We start from the raw sequence: 15538 nt of genomic DNA on the forward strand, positions 1-15538 counted from the left end.
GCCGTGCGCGCGGAGTTGCACACCGATTCGTCGGATTCCCGCGCAATTGCGTGTGCTTCCGGCAATTCGGTGGGAAGCGACGGCTCATCGGCGCCGGGAGCGGGCACACGCGCGCTCGAATCGCGCCTTCACGGCGTCGAACCGTCCGAGGTCCGCCCACACCCACCTGATCACCTCGAGGCCCGTGTCCCGTATCGCGTCCTCCCGCAACTTCTCCCTCGCCACGATGTCGCCCGCCTGCCCGGAGCCGAATCGGTACTTGCCCATGCCGTCGAACTCGCCGACTACTCCCCAGCGCTCCCAGAAGAAGTCGACGCGGCCGACGAACGCGCCACCGCAGGTGCGGACTTCGTGCTGCAGATCGGGCGCCGGCATCCCGCATTCGCGCATCCTGATTCGGCTGAGCGACTCGCCGGGACTCTCGCTGCGTTCATCGAACAGTGCCACCGCGCGTCGCGCCGCCCCTATGCCTTTCCGCCGGCCGTGACGGTCCAGTACCGCCCGGACATCGTCGATCGACACGACGCCGCGGCGCAGGGCGGAGTCGCCGATCACGACGGCCTCGTCCAGAAATTCCGAACGCGCAACGTCCGCCACGGTCCGGGCGAGCGACGTCACCGCACCGACGTCGAGTCCGTGGAAGACGGCGGCGGACGCATGGCTGACCACGATCCCACCACCGTGCGCCACCACGGCCGCCGCGACCCGTGCGCGGTGCATCCCGCCCGGGTCCAGTGCTGCCGAGTGGTCGCTGTCCAGGTAGGCGCCCGCAGCCACGGAAACCAGTTGTCCCGTCGTCCTGGCGCGACGCAGTTCCGGGTCGGTCATTCCGTCGGCCAGTGCATGACGGCGAAAGATCAGGTCCTGTGCTCTCATATCGAGCATCGTGCCCCGAGGTCGACGCCGGTCGCCGCCTCCGACCAGGGGAAACAGTCGGCCTGTGGATAACCGAGGGGCTGTGGAATTCCACATCCGCACACCGATTCGTCAGATGCCCCCGCAATTGCGGCTGATTCCGGCGAATGCCTGTGAATCCGCAGGACAACAGCCCTCGTGAGCCCGTGCAAGAGGCGTGCAAGCCCGCTGCAAGGGGTGGGCTGCATCGTCTAGTGCGTTGGCCATGAACGTTCACCGGTCAGGCTGCGGCTGTGTCGGCCCGTGTTCGGCCCCAGCGTTGTTGGCGTTCGCTGCGGACGCGGGCTCGTTCTTGGCGTTGTGCTGCGAGGACGTCGGGGTGGCGGGCGTTGGCGTTGCGCCAGCGCAGGTAGTCCTGCAGGCGCCGGGCCAGAACGGTGTGGTTGGGGTGGTTCGAATCGCCCATCACAAAGGTGCGCAACGGCCCGAACTGGGCCTCGATCGGGTTCGCCCAGGACGCGTTGGTCGGCGTCAAACACAACTCGACGTTGTTGTCCGCCGCCCAGGCACGGATTTTGGGTGTCTTGTTCGCCGAAAGGTTGTCCAGGATCACGTAGACCGGCTCGCCGTCGGGGCGGGCGGCCCTGATCGACTTGAACGCGGCCAGGCTGTGATCGCCGCCCTTGCGGCGGCGGGTCACGCCCCACAGCTGGTCGTCACCGAGGCTGTAGCAGCCATGGAAGTACCGGATCCCATGGGTGCGGCGGTAGGTCGCGGGCAGCCGGTGCGGCTTGGACCGCGGTGCCCACGCCGATCCGTGGCAGGGCCGGATCGACAACGGACCGAACTGGTCGAACGCGAAGCACCGGTCCGGGTGCTCGGTGGTCACCTGCTCGATCCGGTCCAGTTTCGCCTCCTTGTCCGGGTCGGTGGACTCTTTCCACGTGCGGGTGCGCTGGAACGTGATCCCACGCTCACGCAGGATCTGTCGCAGCCGCTCGCGCCCGATCCTCACGACCCGGACCGGGTTGTCGGCCAGGTAGGCGGCGAGTTTGCGCAGGCTCCAGTGCGTGAACGGCTGTCCGAGCTTGACCGGGCGCGTGGTGGCCGTCGTGACGACGAAGGCGATGTCGTCATCGGTGATCAGGCGGGGACGGCCTCCCGCCCACCGAGGGTCCAGCGCGGCCAGGCCTTTGTCGTTGAACGCGTGGATCACATCCCGCACGGTGTCCTCGTCCGCGGCCACCAGCCGCGCGATTGCCGGCACCGGTGTCCCGGACGCCGATGCCATGATGATCATGGCCCGGCGCACCCGGATCGCCGACCCCTTGCCGCGACGCACAACCTGTTGCAGCCGCTTGCCTTCCGCATCGGTCAACCGACGCGCTCGAACCGGTTCCGCCACAAACCACCCCACACTCTCGACAGCTACTACCCCCCTCGAGAATGCAGCAATCCCCGGACATACCGCCGGATTCTCAGCGGTGTGTCACCACCCGGCCAACGTTCGTGGTCAACGCACTAGGGCATGAACCTCACTGCAACTCCCCCAGCCATCGAGGCCGACGGGCTCGTGAAGCTCTTCGGCCGCCAGCGCGCCGTCGACGGCGTGAGCCTGTCCGTGCCGACCGGGTCGGTGTACGGAGTGCTCGGCCCGAACGGCGCGGGCAAGACCACCACGGTGCGGATGCTTGCGACGCTGTTGCGCCCGGACGGCGGCGAGGCCCGGATCTTCGGCCACGACGTGGTGCGTGAACCGAACGCGGTGCGCTCGCTGGTCGGTGTCACGGGCCAGTATGCGTCCGTCGACGAGGACCTGTCGGCGGTCGAGAATCTGGTGATCTTCGCCCGGTTGCTCGGCCTGAGCCGGGGCGACGCACGACGCAAGTGCACGGAACTGCTCGAGGAGTTCGACCTCACCGAGGCGGCGACGAAGCCGCTGAAGAATTTCTCGGGCGGCATGCGACGGCGCCTGGACCTGGCGGCCAGCCTGATCGCCCATCCGCCGCTGTTGTTCCTCGACGAGCCGACGACGGGCCTGGACCCGCGGACTCGTGCCCAGATGTGGGACACCATCCGCCGGCTGGTCGCGGACGGGTCGACGGTGCTGCTGACCACGCAGTACCTCGACGAGGCGGACCAGCTGGCGGATCGGATCGCCGTCATCGACCGCGGGAAGGTGATCGCGGACGGCACGGCCGACGAGTTGAAGGCGTCCGTCGGCGTCTCGTCGCTGCAGTTGACCCTGGCCGATCGCGGACAGATCGACGACGCGCGTTCGGTGATCGCACACACCCTCGGCGTGGATGTGGCGATCACACCGGAGATCGGCCGCCTCACCGCACCGATGACCGATCCGTCGCTCACCGTGGAACTCCTGATCCGGTTGCGCGACCACGGGATCGCCGTCGACGAGATCACCGTCCAGAAGCCGAGTCTCGACGAGGTCTTCCTCACCATCACCGGCCACGGCGCAGAAGACACTGCCGCCGACGCCGATACCGAACGGAGCGTCGCATGACCACCGCCCTCGAATCCCGCGCACACGCGGGCCCGCAACCGATTCCGGAGGCCCGGAACCGGATCAGCCTCGAACAGTCCGTCGCCAACACGCTGACCATGGCGTACCGGGGACTACTCAAGATCAAGCACAACCCGGAGCAACTGTTCGACGTCGTCGTCCAGCCGATCATCTTCACGTTGATGTTCACGTACATCTTCGGTGGCGCCATCTCCGGCGACGTGGCGTCGTATCTGCCGATCATCATCCCGGGCATCCTGGTTCAGACGGTGATCACCACGTCGATCGTGACCGGCACCCAGTTGCGGGAAGACATGGACAAGGGCGTCTTCGACCGCTTCAAGTCGCTGCCGATCGCCCGCATCGCGCCGCTGTCCGGCGCTCTCCTCGCCGACGTCGTGCGGTACGGCATCGCCACGACCATCACGTTCACTGTCGGTATCGCGATGGGGTACCGGCCGGGCGGCGGCGTCGTCGGGGTGGTGTCGGCCGGTGTGCTCGTCGTCGTCTGCGCCTTCTCGATCAGCTGGATCTTCGCGCTGATGGGCGTCCTCATGAGCAAAGCGTCCTCGGTGCAGGGCATTTCGATGCTGATCCTGTTCCCGCTGACGTTCATGTCCAACGCGTTCGTGCCTGCCGACACGATGCCGGGCTGGATGCAGGCGTTCGTGAACGTCAACCCCGTGTCTCACGTCGTGACCGCGGTGCGGGAACTCGTCAACGACGGCCACTTCGGTGTGCACGTCGTGTGGTCGCTGCTCGGCGCCGCCGTGATCGTCGCGATCATGGCACCGCTGACGGTCCGTACCTACATGCGTAAGGCCTGACACCTCGAGAACGAGCGAGCCGGTGGACGCGGGGTCCACCGGCTCGCTTCGATTATTTCTCCAGTTCGGGGGCGTCCGCCTGCAACTCCCCCACCTCGGTCTTGAGGATCCGCATCGACCGTCCCAGGCCGCGGGCGGCGTCCGGGAGCTTCTTCGACCCGAACAGCACCACGAGCACCACCGCGATGATCGCCCAGTGGCTCGGGCTCAGCGCCCCCACTACTGCGGCTCCTCGCCGTCGGGGTACGCTGCGTCCACCTCGACCTCGACGAGCCAGCCGGCGGCGGGCAGGCTCGCGACCTCGAGCGCGAACCGGCTGGGCCGTGCGGAGTTCCGCTCCATCGGGGCGGCCGGTTCGGCGGTGCCGAGCGGGACGAGTTCAGTGTCGCCGGTGTCGAGGTTGGTGTTCGCGAAGAACTGCCGGTATGCGCGGTTCCAGCCGGCGTAGTCGGCGCGGTCGGTGCCGGGGGCGTTGTCGAGGAACACCCGCATGGTCACGACGTCCTCGAGCGTCAGTCCCTGTGCCTCGAGATTGTCGCGAATCCGCTTCAGCGCGTTGATGCCCTGCGCTTCGGTGATGGTGACTCCGGCCGGGAGTGCGCCGCCGGAGAACACGTCGGTGTCGATGTACGACTCGGGGGTGCCCTCGGGTGCGGCCTTGTTGGACGCGCCCGGGCCGATGCCGCTCGATTTGTAGACGGCGGTGCCGCCGCCGATCGCGACACCCTGCGCGATCATCGGATTCGCCTCCCCGGCTTCGAGAACGGACTTGGAGACGAACGTGCTGCCAGGTGCCTCAGCCGCCGCCTCCTCGGAGGAGCACGACGTTCCCCCGGCGATCAGAGCGGATGCGGCGAGTGCGGCGGTCACGGCCTTGGTACGAAAAGACTTCACAGTGCACAACTCCTGGTTCGGGGGAATGGGTCAGGCTTCCTGGGCGACGCGCTCGTGGATGTGGGTGACGACGTCGCGGGCGGATGTCAGCGCGCCGTGTTGCCAGGCGATGGCGTTGGACAGGTGGTCGCCGGCGAAGTAGATCTTGTCGACGGGTTCGAGCAGCTTCTCGTACTCGGGAGTGGCCGCCCCGCCGTGCGAGCCGCCGCTGCCCGCCCAGTTGGCCCAGGCACTCTCGGAGTACTTGGTGCGGCGCCAGCTGCCCGAGAACGACGAGGAGATGTCGCGGGTGTATTTGTCGCCGTGGATCTCCGAGCCCTCCGCGATCGCCTTGGCGAGCCGCTGGCGGTGGGTGAGCGACTCGAACGCCTCCTGCCGCTTGCCACTGCTGTAGTACGCGACGACCACGCCCCGGTCGGAGTTGTAGTGGTCGTACGGGAACATGATCTGCGAGATGTCCTTGTCGGTGTTGGACGCGCCGCCGTAGATGCGCTCTTCCGTCTCCCACCACCGGCGCGAGTACTCGATGCCGAGCTTTCCGGACGACGACGGCTTGGCCGCCTTCAGCGCGGTGAGCACGTCGGCGGGCAGATTGTTCTGCAGTCGTCCGACGAGGTGCGGCGGGATGGTGCAGATCGCGTAGTCGGCGGTGATCGACTTCTTCGCGCCGCCTGCGGTGTATTCGACCGTGACACCGCCGGACACGTTCTTCATCGACGTGACCTCGGCGCCGAAGACGATGTTGTCGGTGCCGATCCGGTCCTGGAACGCGTAGTAGATCCGGTCCATCCCGCCGACCGGGGTGAACATCATCATCGCCTGGTCGTAGCCGAAGTCGAAGCTGAAGTTGCGGCCGATGCCGCTGCGGATCACTTCCTGCATCGCGAACGGCTTCTTTTCGGTGCCGAAGTTCAGGCCGGCTCCGGGCTCGGAATCGTAACCGCGACGGGATGATCCGAGGTAGCGGCCGTCGTCGGACAGGTCGCCGAAGTCGCTGAGGAATTCCGACAGCGCGTCCTTGTCCTCCCGGGTCAGTACCTGGTCCAGGGCGCCCTGATCGGTGGCCTTCTTCAGCAGTTCGGACATGTAGCCGAACGTGTCGGCCTTCGCCGCCCGGTAGGTGACGGACTGTCCCGACAGGGACGTGTCGCTCGCGTAGTTCACGAACGTGTTGGCGTTCTGGTTGCCGAAGCCCTGGATCTCGACGCCGAGTTCGCGGCAGTAGTCGAGTGTGATGTGGCTCTGCGGGATGCGGGTGGCGCCGACGTTGTAGAAGTGGCCGTCCGAGAACGTGCACTTCTGGGTCTCGCCGTTCAGGTCGGTCTCCTCGGTGCCGCCCCGGGCGGTCCAGACGCGGCCGCCGGGCCGGGTGCGGGCCTCGAGGACCGTCACCGTGTATCCGGCCTTCTGCAGTTCGAATGCCGAACACAGTCCGGCGGGGCCGCCGCCGAGCACGACCACGGAGTGGCTGCCCTTCACCTTGCCGATGAGGTCGCCGGCCGCGAGCGGCTGGAAGGTGCGGGCGGGCGCGGCGGTCGACGGTGCGAGCCCGAGCGTCGACATCGCGCCGTACGCGAGTCCTGCGCCCCCAGTGGCCCCGAGGCCCTTCATGAAAGATCTACGTGTGAATGCCAATTCGCGCTCCCATTCTTGCGCCCGGCGACCCGGGTAACGTGTCCGGATTCATCCTGGGAGGCAAGCGAGTCGGGAAGTTGTCGGCGGCGAAACAGTCTGAGGCCGGCGAGCGAGAACGGGTGTGTGCCGTTCTCACTCCCGAGTCGCAGTTCGACCCGAAACCGAAACTTTTCGGCAACACGACCCGGCTAGTTTCACGCGCATGTCAGCCCTTTCCGACGCCATCGCGCGTTCATTCGCCACCGGCGAGCCCGCACGTGCGGCCCTGTCGCCGTTGCGTGCGCTAGGCAGGCGACAACTGTCGGGCGTCGAGGTTCTCGCCCAGTCGGTGGCGACGACGGCGCCTGCGGTGTCGATGGTGGTGCTTCCCGTCACCATGTTCACCCACCAGATGCTGCTCAGCGGTCTGATTACGATCGTCGTCGCGACGGTGGTGGTGTCCCTGATCGCGGTGTGCGTCTCGCAGTTCACGCGGCGCATGGCGGCCGCGGGCGGTCTCTACAGTTTCGTGTTCCAGGGCCTCGGCACCCGGGCCGCGCTGACGGCGGGCGTCGCGATGCTGACCAAGTACGTGGGCAGTGCGGTGATGACGCTGTATCACGGCGGCCAAGCCGTGATCGCGACGCTCGGCTTCTTCGGGGTGGAGTTGCGCGGGCCCACCGAGCGCCTTCTCGTGTACGCCGGGATCGCGATCGTGATCCTCGGTTGCCTGGTCCGTGGGGTGCGGTTCGCGGCTCTCGCGATCCTCGCCGTCGAATCGTGCTCGTTGCTGTTCATCGCCGGTCTGATGATCGTGACCGGCGCGGGCGGCCAGCACGCAACGGTGCCGCCGTCCGATTCCGCGTACGGACCGCTGCTCATGACTCTGGCCGCGGTGTTCGCGCTGGCCGGCTTCGAGAGTGCCACGTTCTTCGGCCCGGAGGCCAAGCGCCCGCTCGCCACGGTGACCCGCACCGTGATGCTCACTCCGATGATCTGCGGCGGCCTGTTCATCTTCTCGGCGTGGGCCGCCTGGTCCGGTCGCGCCGACACCCTGGTGAACGCGTACCTCCACGGCACCGCTACCGGTGTCGACCCGGCCGTGGTGATCGCCCTGAACCTCGGGTTGGGCACGTCGTGGCTGGCGTCGGCGATGGCGTCGTCGAATGCCGCGTCGCGCCTGCTGTATTCGATGGGCATCGAACGGGTAGTCCCGCGTCTGTTCGCCCGGGTGCACCGCAGCCACCGCACCCCGTACGCGGCGCTGGCGGTCATCGTGTGCGCCGTGTGTGCGGGTGCCGCGACGTTCAGCATCGTCGGGAAATCGACCGGATTTTCTCACGTGCAGTTGATCGCCAGGACTGCGGTGGTCGCGGCGTACGTGCTGGTGGCCGTGGCGTCGGTGCGGTTCCTCAGCCGGATCGGGGAGCACACCCCGCTCGTCCTGGCGGCGGGAGTCGCAGGCAGCGCCGCCGGCGGAATCGTCCTGGCCTACATGCTGTTCGTGAACGTGGCCCACGGATTCTCGATGGTCCCCGCCGTGGTGCTGGCCCTGTTGCTGTCGGGTTCGGCGTGGCAGTTGTACCTGCGGTGGCGCCACCCGGCGAGTCTACGGTCGATGGGGGTGTTCGACACCGCCGAGACGGACGACGTGCTGCCGGGGGCCGGGGTGTACGCGACCGATGCCGCCGGGAACCTCGCGTTGACGGCGGCTGGACGCACTCCCGGGTCCCGGTGATGGGCGCCCGAGCCGGGGAGATCGCGGGCCACGAACCACGCGCCGTGCAGAAGGCACTCGCCCTGCTGGAGGCCGTGGCTCAGCTCGGGTCCGGGGCGACGGCGAGAGACATCGCCGCACACGCGGGGATCCCCCAGGCCACGGCGTACCGGCTGCTCAATCTTTTGACCGCCGACGGCTATCTGGTGCGGATCGCCGATCTGTCCGGGTTCGCGCTGGGCCGCAGGACCCGGCAGCTGGCGGGGGCGGATGCGGCGCCGGACCCGGTCGACCACCACGCCGTGCTCGAGGAACTGCGGGAGCAGGTGCGTTTCGGGATCCATCTGGCATCGTTCGCGGGCAGCCGGGTGCGACTGATCGACCGGGATCCCGACCACGAACTCAGCGGCGAGAACACGATCGCCGCGCACCTGCACGCGTCCGCCATCGGCAAGGTCCTCCTCGCGTCCCGTCCCGAACTGGTGCCGCCGAGCCTGCGCAGGGTGACGTCGTCGACCATCACCGACTTCGGCGCGCTGCGGACCGAACTCGACGCCGTCCGGCACACCGGTTCGGCCCGCGAGGTCGACGAGGTGCGCGTCGGCCGCAGCGCTGTCGCCGTCCCGGTGCACGACGCGCAGAACGCGGTGACCGGTTGCCTCGCGGCGATCGGGAAGACGGGACGGCTGGCGGTCGACGACCCGGAGCTGACCGACCTCCTACGTTCCGGCGCGGCGCGGGTCGGCGGCCGGGTGCCCGCCTGACGCGAGGTCGCGACTCACGGCGGCGAGCACATCCAGAATCTCGGTGTGCACCGCACGACGTGACCAGGTGCCGAACCTCGCCTGCGCCGACGTCCAGTGGTCCGCCTCGACGTTCTCGAGTGCGAACGCGACGTGCCGGTGGTGTTGCAGCGAGACGCTGTCCTGCCGGGCGCGCGCCGGGACGGACAGTGCCAGCAGCGCGAGACCGCGGTCGGAATCACCGCGCGCGATCTCGAAACATCCGATGCCCGCCGCGACGGCGCCGGTGACCGGCAGATCCGGATATGCGCCCACACCCAGCCGGGACCGTGCCCACTCCGCGAGTTGCGGAACGACGTCCACGATCATCTCGGACCGGCCGTGCAGCACGTGGGCGGACACCACCGAGGCCGCCAGCACGAGTCCGTACGGATCGGCGTAGAGCGCGGCCGTGATCCGGGGGTACATCAGGTCCAGCGCCTCCCGGTACCGGGCGAGCCCCCGTTCGACGTCGCCGTCCGCCAGATCGGCTTCCGCGAGACTGCCGATGGCGGCTATCCGCCATTCGTCCTGCTGGTCGTCGGTCCCCGCGCCGGGACCGCGATGCTCGAGCAGAGTCTCGGCCAGCACCTTCCGGCCCGCCTCCACGTCGCCGTCCGCGATCAGCGCGGAGGCCTGGAAACCCCACAGCTGATTCGCCTCCTCCTGCGCGCCCAGTTTCCGCAACTTCTCGACCGCGACCTGATAGAGCCCCACCGCGTCCCGGTATCGTCCGGACTGGCTGTACAGCGAGCCGAGGAACTGTGCCGCCATCGCCGTGCCCCACACGTCACCGATCGCGGCGCACAGTTCGGAGACGGCCTGCGCGTCGCGCACGGCACCCCGGAAATCGCCGAGGTTCTCACGCATGCTGGCTCGTGCTGCCAGCGCCGCCGCATGGGTTTCCCGATCGTGCGAGCGCACCCCTTCCGCGACCGCCCTGGCGTGCCGCCGCCCCGAACCCAGAGACAGGATGACCGTCACCGCGAAGGAGGAGACCGGCGGCAGATCGGCGCGCCCGCAGAGGAGGTGCCGCAATCGCGTCCGGGTGCGGGCGAGGGTGCGGGCCTGACCGCCGAACACCAGATGCATCGCCGCGAGCAGGAACGTGTACGCCACCAATTCCGAGTCGACGTCACTCAGATCCGCGTCTTCCGTTGCCGCGAGGATCCGCGGCGTCCAGTTCATCACCTCCGAGTGCGCGCCCCGGATGGCCCACAGGCCACCGAGCACCGGGAACACGATCGCAACCGTCTCGGCGTCGCCGCGTTCCACAGCCCACCGGAGCACGGCGAGGAAGTTGTCGTGGTCGGCGTCGATGTCGTCGGCGAGCGCGACCTGGTCGGCACGGCACCGCACCAGCGCCTCCGACGCGAACGCGTGTGCCCACACTCGCTGGCGGGCAAACACTTCCGGCTCCTCGGCAGCCTCGGCGAGTCGCTCCTCGCCGTATTCCCGCACCGTCTCGAGCATGTAGTAGCGCAGCGTGTCCGACGTCTCGGACACGGACAGCAGGGATTGATTCACGAGGCCCTCGACAGCCTCCACGACATCATCGACGCCGTCCCACTCCGCGATCGTCCGGGCGGCGTCGAGGGTGAAACCGGCCGGGAACCGGCAGAGTCTGCGCAGCGCGATCTGCTGCTGCTCGCCCAGAAGCTGCCAGCTCCAATCGATGACGGCGTGCAGGGTGCGGTGCCGTTCGGGCGACGTCGGGTCGTGTGAGCGCAGCAGCGCGAACCGGTGCTCGAGCCTTCGTCCGATGTCCTCGACGCTCATGCTGCGTACCCGCGCGGCGGCCAGTTCGATTGCGAGCGGAAGGCCGTCGAGGGTGCGGCAGACACTGCGCACGGTCTCCGGGTCGAGACGCGCCGTGGGCCGTACGGCGCGGGCCCGGGCCGTGAACAATTGCACGGCGGGCGCATCGTCGTCGTCGATCGCCAGCGGCGGCAGTGGGTACACCGCCTCGGATGCGAGCATGAGCGGTGATCGGCTGGTCGCGAGGACGGTCAGCTGATCGCCTGCGGCCACCAGATCGGCCACGATCTCGGAGCAGGCCCCGACGACGTGCTCGCAGTTGTCGAGAATCAGGAGCATCGGCCCAGCCGACAGCGCTTCCCGGAGCTTTTCCCGCGCGGAATGGATGCGGCCGAGGGTGAGCCGTCCCGGCGCGATGTCGATTTCGCTGAGACCGAGGGTGCTGCTGATCGCCGCGACGACGTCCTCACTGCTGCGCAACGACGCGAGTTCCACCAGGGCCACGGACGTCCGCGCGGCGGCCCGCGCACCCAGTTCGTGCGCGAGCCGGGTCTTGCCCGCACCGCCCGGTCCGAGGATGGTCACGACACGCGAGGACGTGAGCAGTCCCTCGATCTCCACCACGTCGATGTCACGCCCCAGCAAGGCGTTCGGTGCTGCCCGGAGGCCGATCGCCGTGCGGTCCGGCGCCGCGGGGCGCCTGCCGTCCGACTCGGGTGCGCCGTCGCCGCGCAGGATCTCGGCGTGCAGGGCGACGAGGGCGGGCGACGGGTCTGCCCCCAGCCGATCCACCAGCCGCCTGCGGAAGGTCGCGAACACATCCAGCGCCTCGTTGTCACGCCCGAGCCCGGCGAGCACGCGCATGAGGTCGGCGTGCGCCCGCTCGTCGAGGGGTTCCGCGGCCACGTGGGCCTGCGCCTTCGGCAGAGCGGTCGCCCAGTCTCCCGCCTCCACCAGCGCCGCCCGGTCCGCGGCCTCGAGCCGGCCCCGGATCACCGCGGCGTCCGCTGCGAGTTCCGTTGCGGCCGCACCCTCGGGCAGGTCGGCGCCCGGGTCGCCCCGCCACAGCGCGAGCGCGTCGCGGATCTCGTCCGGCCCGGCGCCGCCGACGTGACCCCGGCCCTGTAGTCGGCGGGCCACGTCCTCCGCGCGGGTCAGGTCGACGGCGTCCCGCGATACCGCCAGCCGGTATCCGGCCGGGCCGATCTCCAGCGCCCCATCCGGCAACGCCGCCCGCAGCCGGGAGACCTGCGTGTGCAGCGCGTTCATCGGGGACCGCGGCGGATCCTCGCCCCACACTTCGTCGATGAGAGCCTGCGCGGACCGGCTCCGGCCGGGCACGCGGGCGAGGGCAACGAGCAGGCTGCGCGCGCGGGTGCCGGGGAGCGGTGCGAGCGCGCCCGATCGCCGCGTCGATACCTCACCCAACAAGGCGACCTGGATCGGTGCGCTTGCCGGTGCCACCGTCTCGTCCACGCTCATCTGCTGGTCCACCGCGTTCGATGGTATTGCACCGGGCGGACGCGAACTTCTCGAAGTTCGGTGTGGGTGCGGGCGCCTTCTCGCTCGGTGCAAAGATCGGTGCATGGCAACGGCTGCTCAATGGATCGAAGGCGCTCGTCCGCGCACCCTCCCGAACGCGATCGCCCCGGTGCTCGTGGGCACCGGCGCCGCGGCATCGCTCGGCGGCGCGGTGTGGTGGAAGGCGGTACTGGCACTGGTGGTCTCTCTCGCGTTGATCGTGGGAGTCAATTTCGCCAACGACTACTCGGACGGGATTCGCGGCACCGACGACGAGCGCGTCGGACCGCTGCGGCTCGTCGGGTCCAAGCTGGTGAAACCGTCGGCGGTGAAGGCGGCGGCCATCGCTTGCTTCGCGGTCGCCGCGGTGGCCGGCCTCGTCCTCGCGGTCACCACCGCGTGGTGGCTCGTGCTGATCGGCGCCCTGTGCATCGTGGGCGCCTGGTTCTACACGGGCGGCAAGAAGCCGTACGGGTACAGCGGCTTCGGCGAGGTCGCCGTCTTCGTGTTCTTCGGTCTCGTCGCCGTCCTGGGCACCCAGTACGTGCAGGCCGAGACGATCGATTGGGCCGGTGTGGTGTCCGCGGTCGCCGTCGGGTCGTTCTCGAGCGCGGTTCTCGTCGCCAACAATCTGCGGGACATTCCCACCGACACCGAATCCGGCAAACGCACGCTCGCCGTCCGGCTCGGCGACTCGCGTACCCGCATCCTGCACCTGGTCACGCTGACGGTCCCGTTCGTCGTGACCCTGGTCCTGGTGCTGCGCACCCCGTGGGCGCTCGTCGGACTGCTCGCGCTGCCCCTCGCCGTCCGGGCGAACGCCCCCGTCCGCTCGGGCGGCCTGGGTCTCGCACTGATTCCCGCGCTGCGGGATTCGGGGCTGGCGATGCTGATCTGGGGCGCCGCCACGGCCGTGGCACTGTCGGCCGCCTGACCCTCCGCGTCAGTCGCCGTCCGGCAGCAGAATGCCGAGGACGAAGTTGACGATCGAGATGATCAGGCCGCCCCACACGGCCGTCCAGAAGCCGTCGACGGTCAGGCCGTACTCGGTCTGGGAGCTCAGCCACGCGGTGAGCAGCAGCATCAGGGCGTTGATCACCAGGGTGAACAGGCCGAGCGTCAGGATCAGCAGCGGCAGCGACAGCAACTTCACCAGCGGCTTGACGAAGATGTTGACGACGGTGAACACCAGCGCGATGCCGAGCAGCACCACGATGTCCCAGCCGGTTCCGTTGCCCGAACTGGAGATGTCGATACCCGACACCCAGGCTGCCGCCAGCCAGATCGCGAACGCGTTGATGACGAGGCGTACCAAGAAGGTCATGCGTGCATGCTGGCACACCGATTGGACAAACGGGAACCGGGCGACCGGTCAGGCAGCGCGGTCGTCGAGCGCCGCGTGCACGCGGCGGCGGAGTTCGCCGACCCCGACCCGGACCTCGAGGATCTCCTTCGTCGTGCCCTCGGCGACGCGCAGCACCCCGAGGAAGATGTGCTCGGCGCCGATGTGATCGTCCTTGCGCGCCAGCGCCTCCCGCAGTGAGAGTTCGATCGCCTTCTTCGCGTCGCGGGTGAACCCGATGTGTCCCGACTTCCGGCCGAACCAACCGCGCTTCTCCGAGGGCTGTTCCGGATCGAGCACGCCCTTGCCGAAGTTCTGCTCGAGACTCTGCCGCACGGCGTCGAGGTCGATCCCGATCGATTCGAGTGCTTCCGCGTCGGCGTCACTCAGGGCGGTGCCGTGGGCCGCGACGGTTGATCGCGCGGTGTCCTCCTCGATGCCGGCGTCGGCGAGGATGCCGTGGACGGGTTCGGTTTTCACGGACAGCAGGGCGAGCACGAGGTGTTCGGGCCCGATCTGCGGTGACTTCACGTCGCGCGCTTCCTGCTGCGCGCCGATCACCACGGCCCGGGCGTCCGTCGAGAATCGTTCGAACATGCGCCTTACCTCCCTCTCCGGTTGTGTTTCTGGTGGACGGCCTGCCTGCTCACCTCGAGGGAGTCGGCGATCGCCTGCCAGGACCAGCCCTGGGCGCGGGCGTTGGCGACCTGGATGGCCTCGAGCCGTTCGAGGAGACGCCGCAGCGCACGCACGGCCCGCAACCCCTCGGCGGGGTCGGGGCTGCCCGCCGCTGCGGCGAGCGTGGTTGCTTCGGTCATGCATGTCAATTTAGGTTGACACCGACCGGGCGTCAACCCTGATTGACAGATTTCGGGAAGGCCGTCAGTACGCGGCGACTGCCCCGTCGACGGCGATCTGCAGGTCCTTCTGCACGACGTGCGCGATGTCCATCGGTTTCGCCGGAAGGTCGAATACCGGCTCCGACACGAACACGCTGGCCGACTTCACGTTCTCGGGGTCGGGCCCGTGGGCGTCCGGCCCGTAACTGATGCCAATGGACAGCAGCACGGGCGAGACTCCGCGGTCCGCCGCACGTTTCGCGATGTGACCGATGCCGCTGTTGATGTGCTGCAGCCGGGTCGGATCGTCCTCGTTGCACGTGCCCTCGGGAAAGATCGCCAGGTTGTCGCCGCGACAGAGCCGCTCGGCGGAGATGTCCATCATGAGCCTGCCCGCATCGGCGACCGCCCGGAGCCCGTAGTTCTTACTGCGGAACACCGGGATACCGCCCATCATGTCGACCTTCTTGTGCAGGTCGGGGTCGACGAACAATTCGTCTTTCGCGAGCACCCGGGTGCGTCCGATCGCGCGGCGCAACGGCGTGTTCCAGGCCGTCGCCGCCAGCGTGTACTGATCGCTGTGGGTCACGTGATTGGCGGCGACGATCAGCACCCTGCCGGACTTCACCAGCCCGGCGAGCTGCGCCTTCGCGTCGTCCGCGTAGACGATCCGCGGCCGGTACTTCGCATACAGCGACGCGTACGCCAGCTTGGCGAGCACCCGATTCTGCCGGTGGTCGCGGTAGTACGCGTACACCGCTTCGTAGTTCTCGAGAGTCACCTCGGGCTTGTTCATGCGTATCCCCGCTCCGTCGTCCTCACGCCAGGCTACCAACCTACGGTTGCGTAGCCTACGGAGGAGTAGGTA

General features: G+C 68.6%; 15 protein-coding genes. 5 read left to right on the plus strand and 10 right to left on the minus strand.

All coding sequences use genetic code 11. From position 1 onward, the window contains the following. Positions 1-84: 84 nt before the first annotated feature. A complete protein-coding gene (locus tag JWS14_RS10285; RefSeq protein WP_095862568.1) occupies positions 85-876 on the minus strand; it encodes a hypothetical protein in 792 nt (263 codons plus the stop codon). 259 nt (positions 877-1135) lie between these two features. Continuing rightward, positions 1136-2233 carry an IS630 family transposase gene (locus tag JWS14_RS10290; RefSeq protein WP_206013062.1) on the minus strand — a complete coding sequence of 366 codons (1098 nt, stop codon included), beginning with the start codon at positions 2231-2233 and terminating at the stop codon, positions 1136-1138. A 150-nt stretch (positions 2234-2383) separates the two neighbouring features. On the opposite strand from JWS14_RS10290, the gene JWS14_RS10295 reads away from it, so the two are divergent. Beyond that, positions 2384-3376 (plus strand): ATP-binding cassette domain-containing protein, encoded by a 993-nt coding sequence (locus tag JWS14_RS10295; RefSeq protein WP_072940429.1) that lies wholly within the window; start codon positions 2384-2386, stop codon positions 3374-3376. Continuing rightward, entirely contained in the window at positions 3373-4203 is an 831-nt protein-coding gene (locus tag JWS14_RS10300) for an ABC transporter permease (RefSeq protein WP_072939961.1), read from the plus strand. Before JWS14_RS10295 ends, JWS14_RS10300 begins: the two co-directional genes overlap by 4 nt. Before the next feature lie 52 nt (positions 4204-4255). On the opposite strand, the gene tatA is transcribed toward JWS14_RS10300, so the two are convergent. From tatA to JWS14_RS10315, 3 genes are read right to left on the minus strand one after another with little or no spacing between them, the layout of a single operon-like run. Next, positions 4256-4423: a Sec-independent protein translocase subunit TatA gene (gene tatA / locus JWS14_RS10305; protein WP_005252050.1), complete on the minus strand. Its 168-nt coding sequence runs from the start codon at positions 4421-4423 to the stop codon at positions 4256-4258. Beyond that, positions 4423-5097, minus strand: coding sequence for a Rid family hydrolase (locus tag JWS14_RS10310; protein WP_095862567.1), 675 nt, complete (start codon positions 5095-5097; stop codon positions 4423-4425). The genes tatA and JWS14_RS10310 overlap by 1 nt, the downstream gene beginning before the upstream one ends. Before the next feature lie 30 nt (positions 5098-5127). Continuing rightward, positions 5128-6708, minus strand: a complete 1581-nt coding sequence (locus tag JWS14_RS10315) for a flavin monoamine oxidase family protein (protein WP_095862566.1) — start codon at positions 6706-6708, stop codon at positions 5128-5130. 226 nt (positions 6709-6934) lie between these two features. On the opposite strand from JWS14_RS10315, the gene JWS14_RS10320 reads away from it, so the two are divergent. Both JWS14_RS10320 and JWS14_RS10325 read left to right on the plus strand, forming a co-directional pair. After that, positions 6935-8449 (plus strand): APC family permease, encoded by a 1515-nt coding sequence (locus tag JWS14_RS10320; RefSeq protein WP_072939952.1) that lies wholly within the window; start codon positions 6935-6937, stop codon positions 8447-8449. Further along, positions 8449-9192, plus strand: a complete 744-nt coding sequence (locus JWS14_RS10325; RefSeq protein WP_072939949.1) for an IclR family transcriptional regulator — start codon at positions 8449-8451, stop codon at positions 9190-9192. The genes JWS14_RS10320 and JWS14_RS10325 overlap by 1 nt, the downstream gene beginning before the upstream one ends. Here the strand turns inward: JWS14_RS10325 and JWS14_RS10330 are convergent. Further along, positions 9148-12450: an AfsR/SARP family transcriptional regulator gene (locus JWS14_RS10330; RefSeq protein ID WP_095862755.1), complete on the minus strand. Its 3303-nt coding sequence runs from the start codon at positions 12448-12450 to the stop codon at positions 9148-9150. The genes JWS14_RS10325 and JWS14_RS10330 overlap by 45 nt on opposite strands. Positions 12451-12553: 103 nt before the next feature. On the opposite strand from JWS14_RS10330, the gene JWS14_RS10335 reads away from it, so the two are divergent. Further along, positions 12554-13423: a 1,4-dihydroxy-2-naphthoate polyprenyltransferase gene (locus JWS14_RS10335; RefSeq protein WP_072939946.1), complete on the plus strand. Its 870-nt coding sequence runs from the start codon at positions 12554-12556 to the stop codon at positions 13421-13423. A 9-nt stretch (positions 13424-13432) separates the two neighbouring features. On the opposite strand, the gene JWS14_RS10340 is transcribed toward JWS14_RS10335, so the two are convergent. From JWS14_RS10340 to JWS14_RS10355, 4 genes are all read right to left on the minus strand, one after another. Further along, entirely contained in the window at positions 13433-13813 is a 381-nt protein-coding gene (locus tag JWS14_RS10340; RefSeq protein WP_072939943.1) for a phage holin family protein, read from the minus strand. A gap of 48 nt (positions 13814-13861) precedes the next feature. Next, entirely contained in the window at positions 13862-14428 is a 567-nt protein-coding gene (locus tag JWS14_RS10345; protein WP_095862565.1) for a Clp protease N-terminal domain-containing protein, read from the minus strand. 5 nt (positions 14429-14433) lie between these two features. Beyond that, positions 14434-14649, minus strand: coding sequence for a hypothetical protein (locus JWS14_RS10350; RefSeq protein WP_005258323.1), 216 nt, complete (start codon positions 14647-14649; stop codon positions 14434-14436). Between the two features lie 64 nt (positions 14650-14713). Continuing rightward, the gene (locus tag JWS14_RS10355; protein WP_072939937.1) at positions 14714-15466 is read right to left on the minus strand and encodes a lysophospholipid acyltransferase family protein; all 753 of its coding nucleotides are present in this window, start codon (positions 15464-15466) and stop codon (positions 14714-14716) included. Positions 15467-15538 lie beyond the last annotated feature (72 nt).

The sequence above is a fragment of the Rhodococcus koreensis genome (assembly GCF_017068375.1).
GTDB lineage: Bacteria > Actinomycetota > Actinomycetes > Mycobacteriales > Mycobacteriaceae > Rhodococcus_F > Rhodococcus_F koreensis.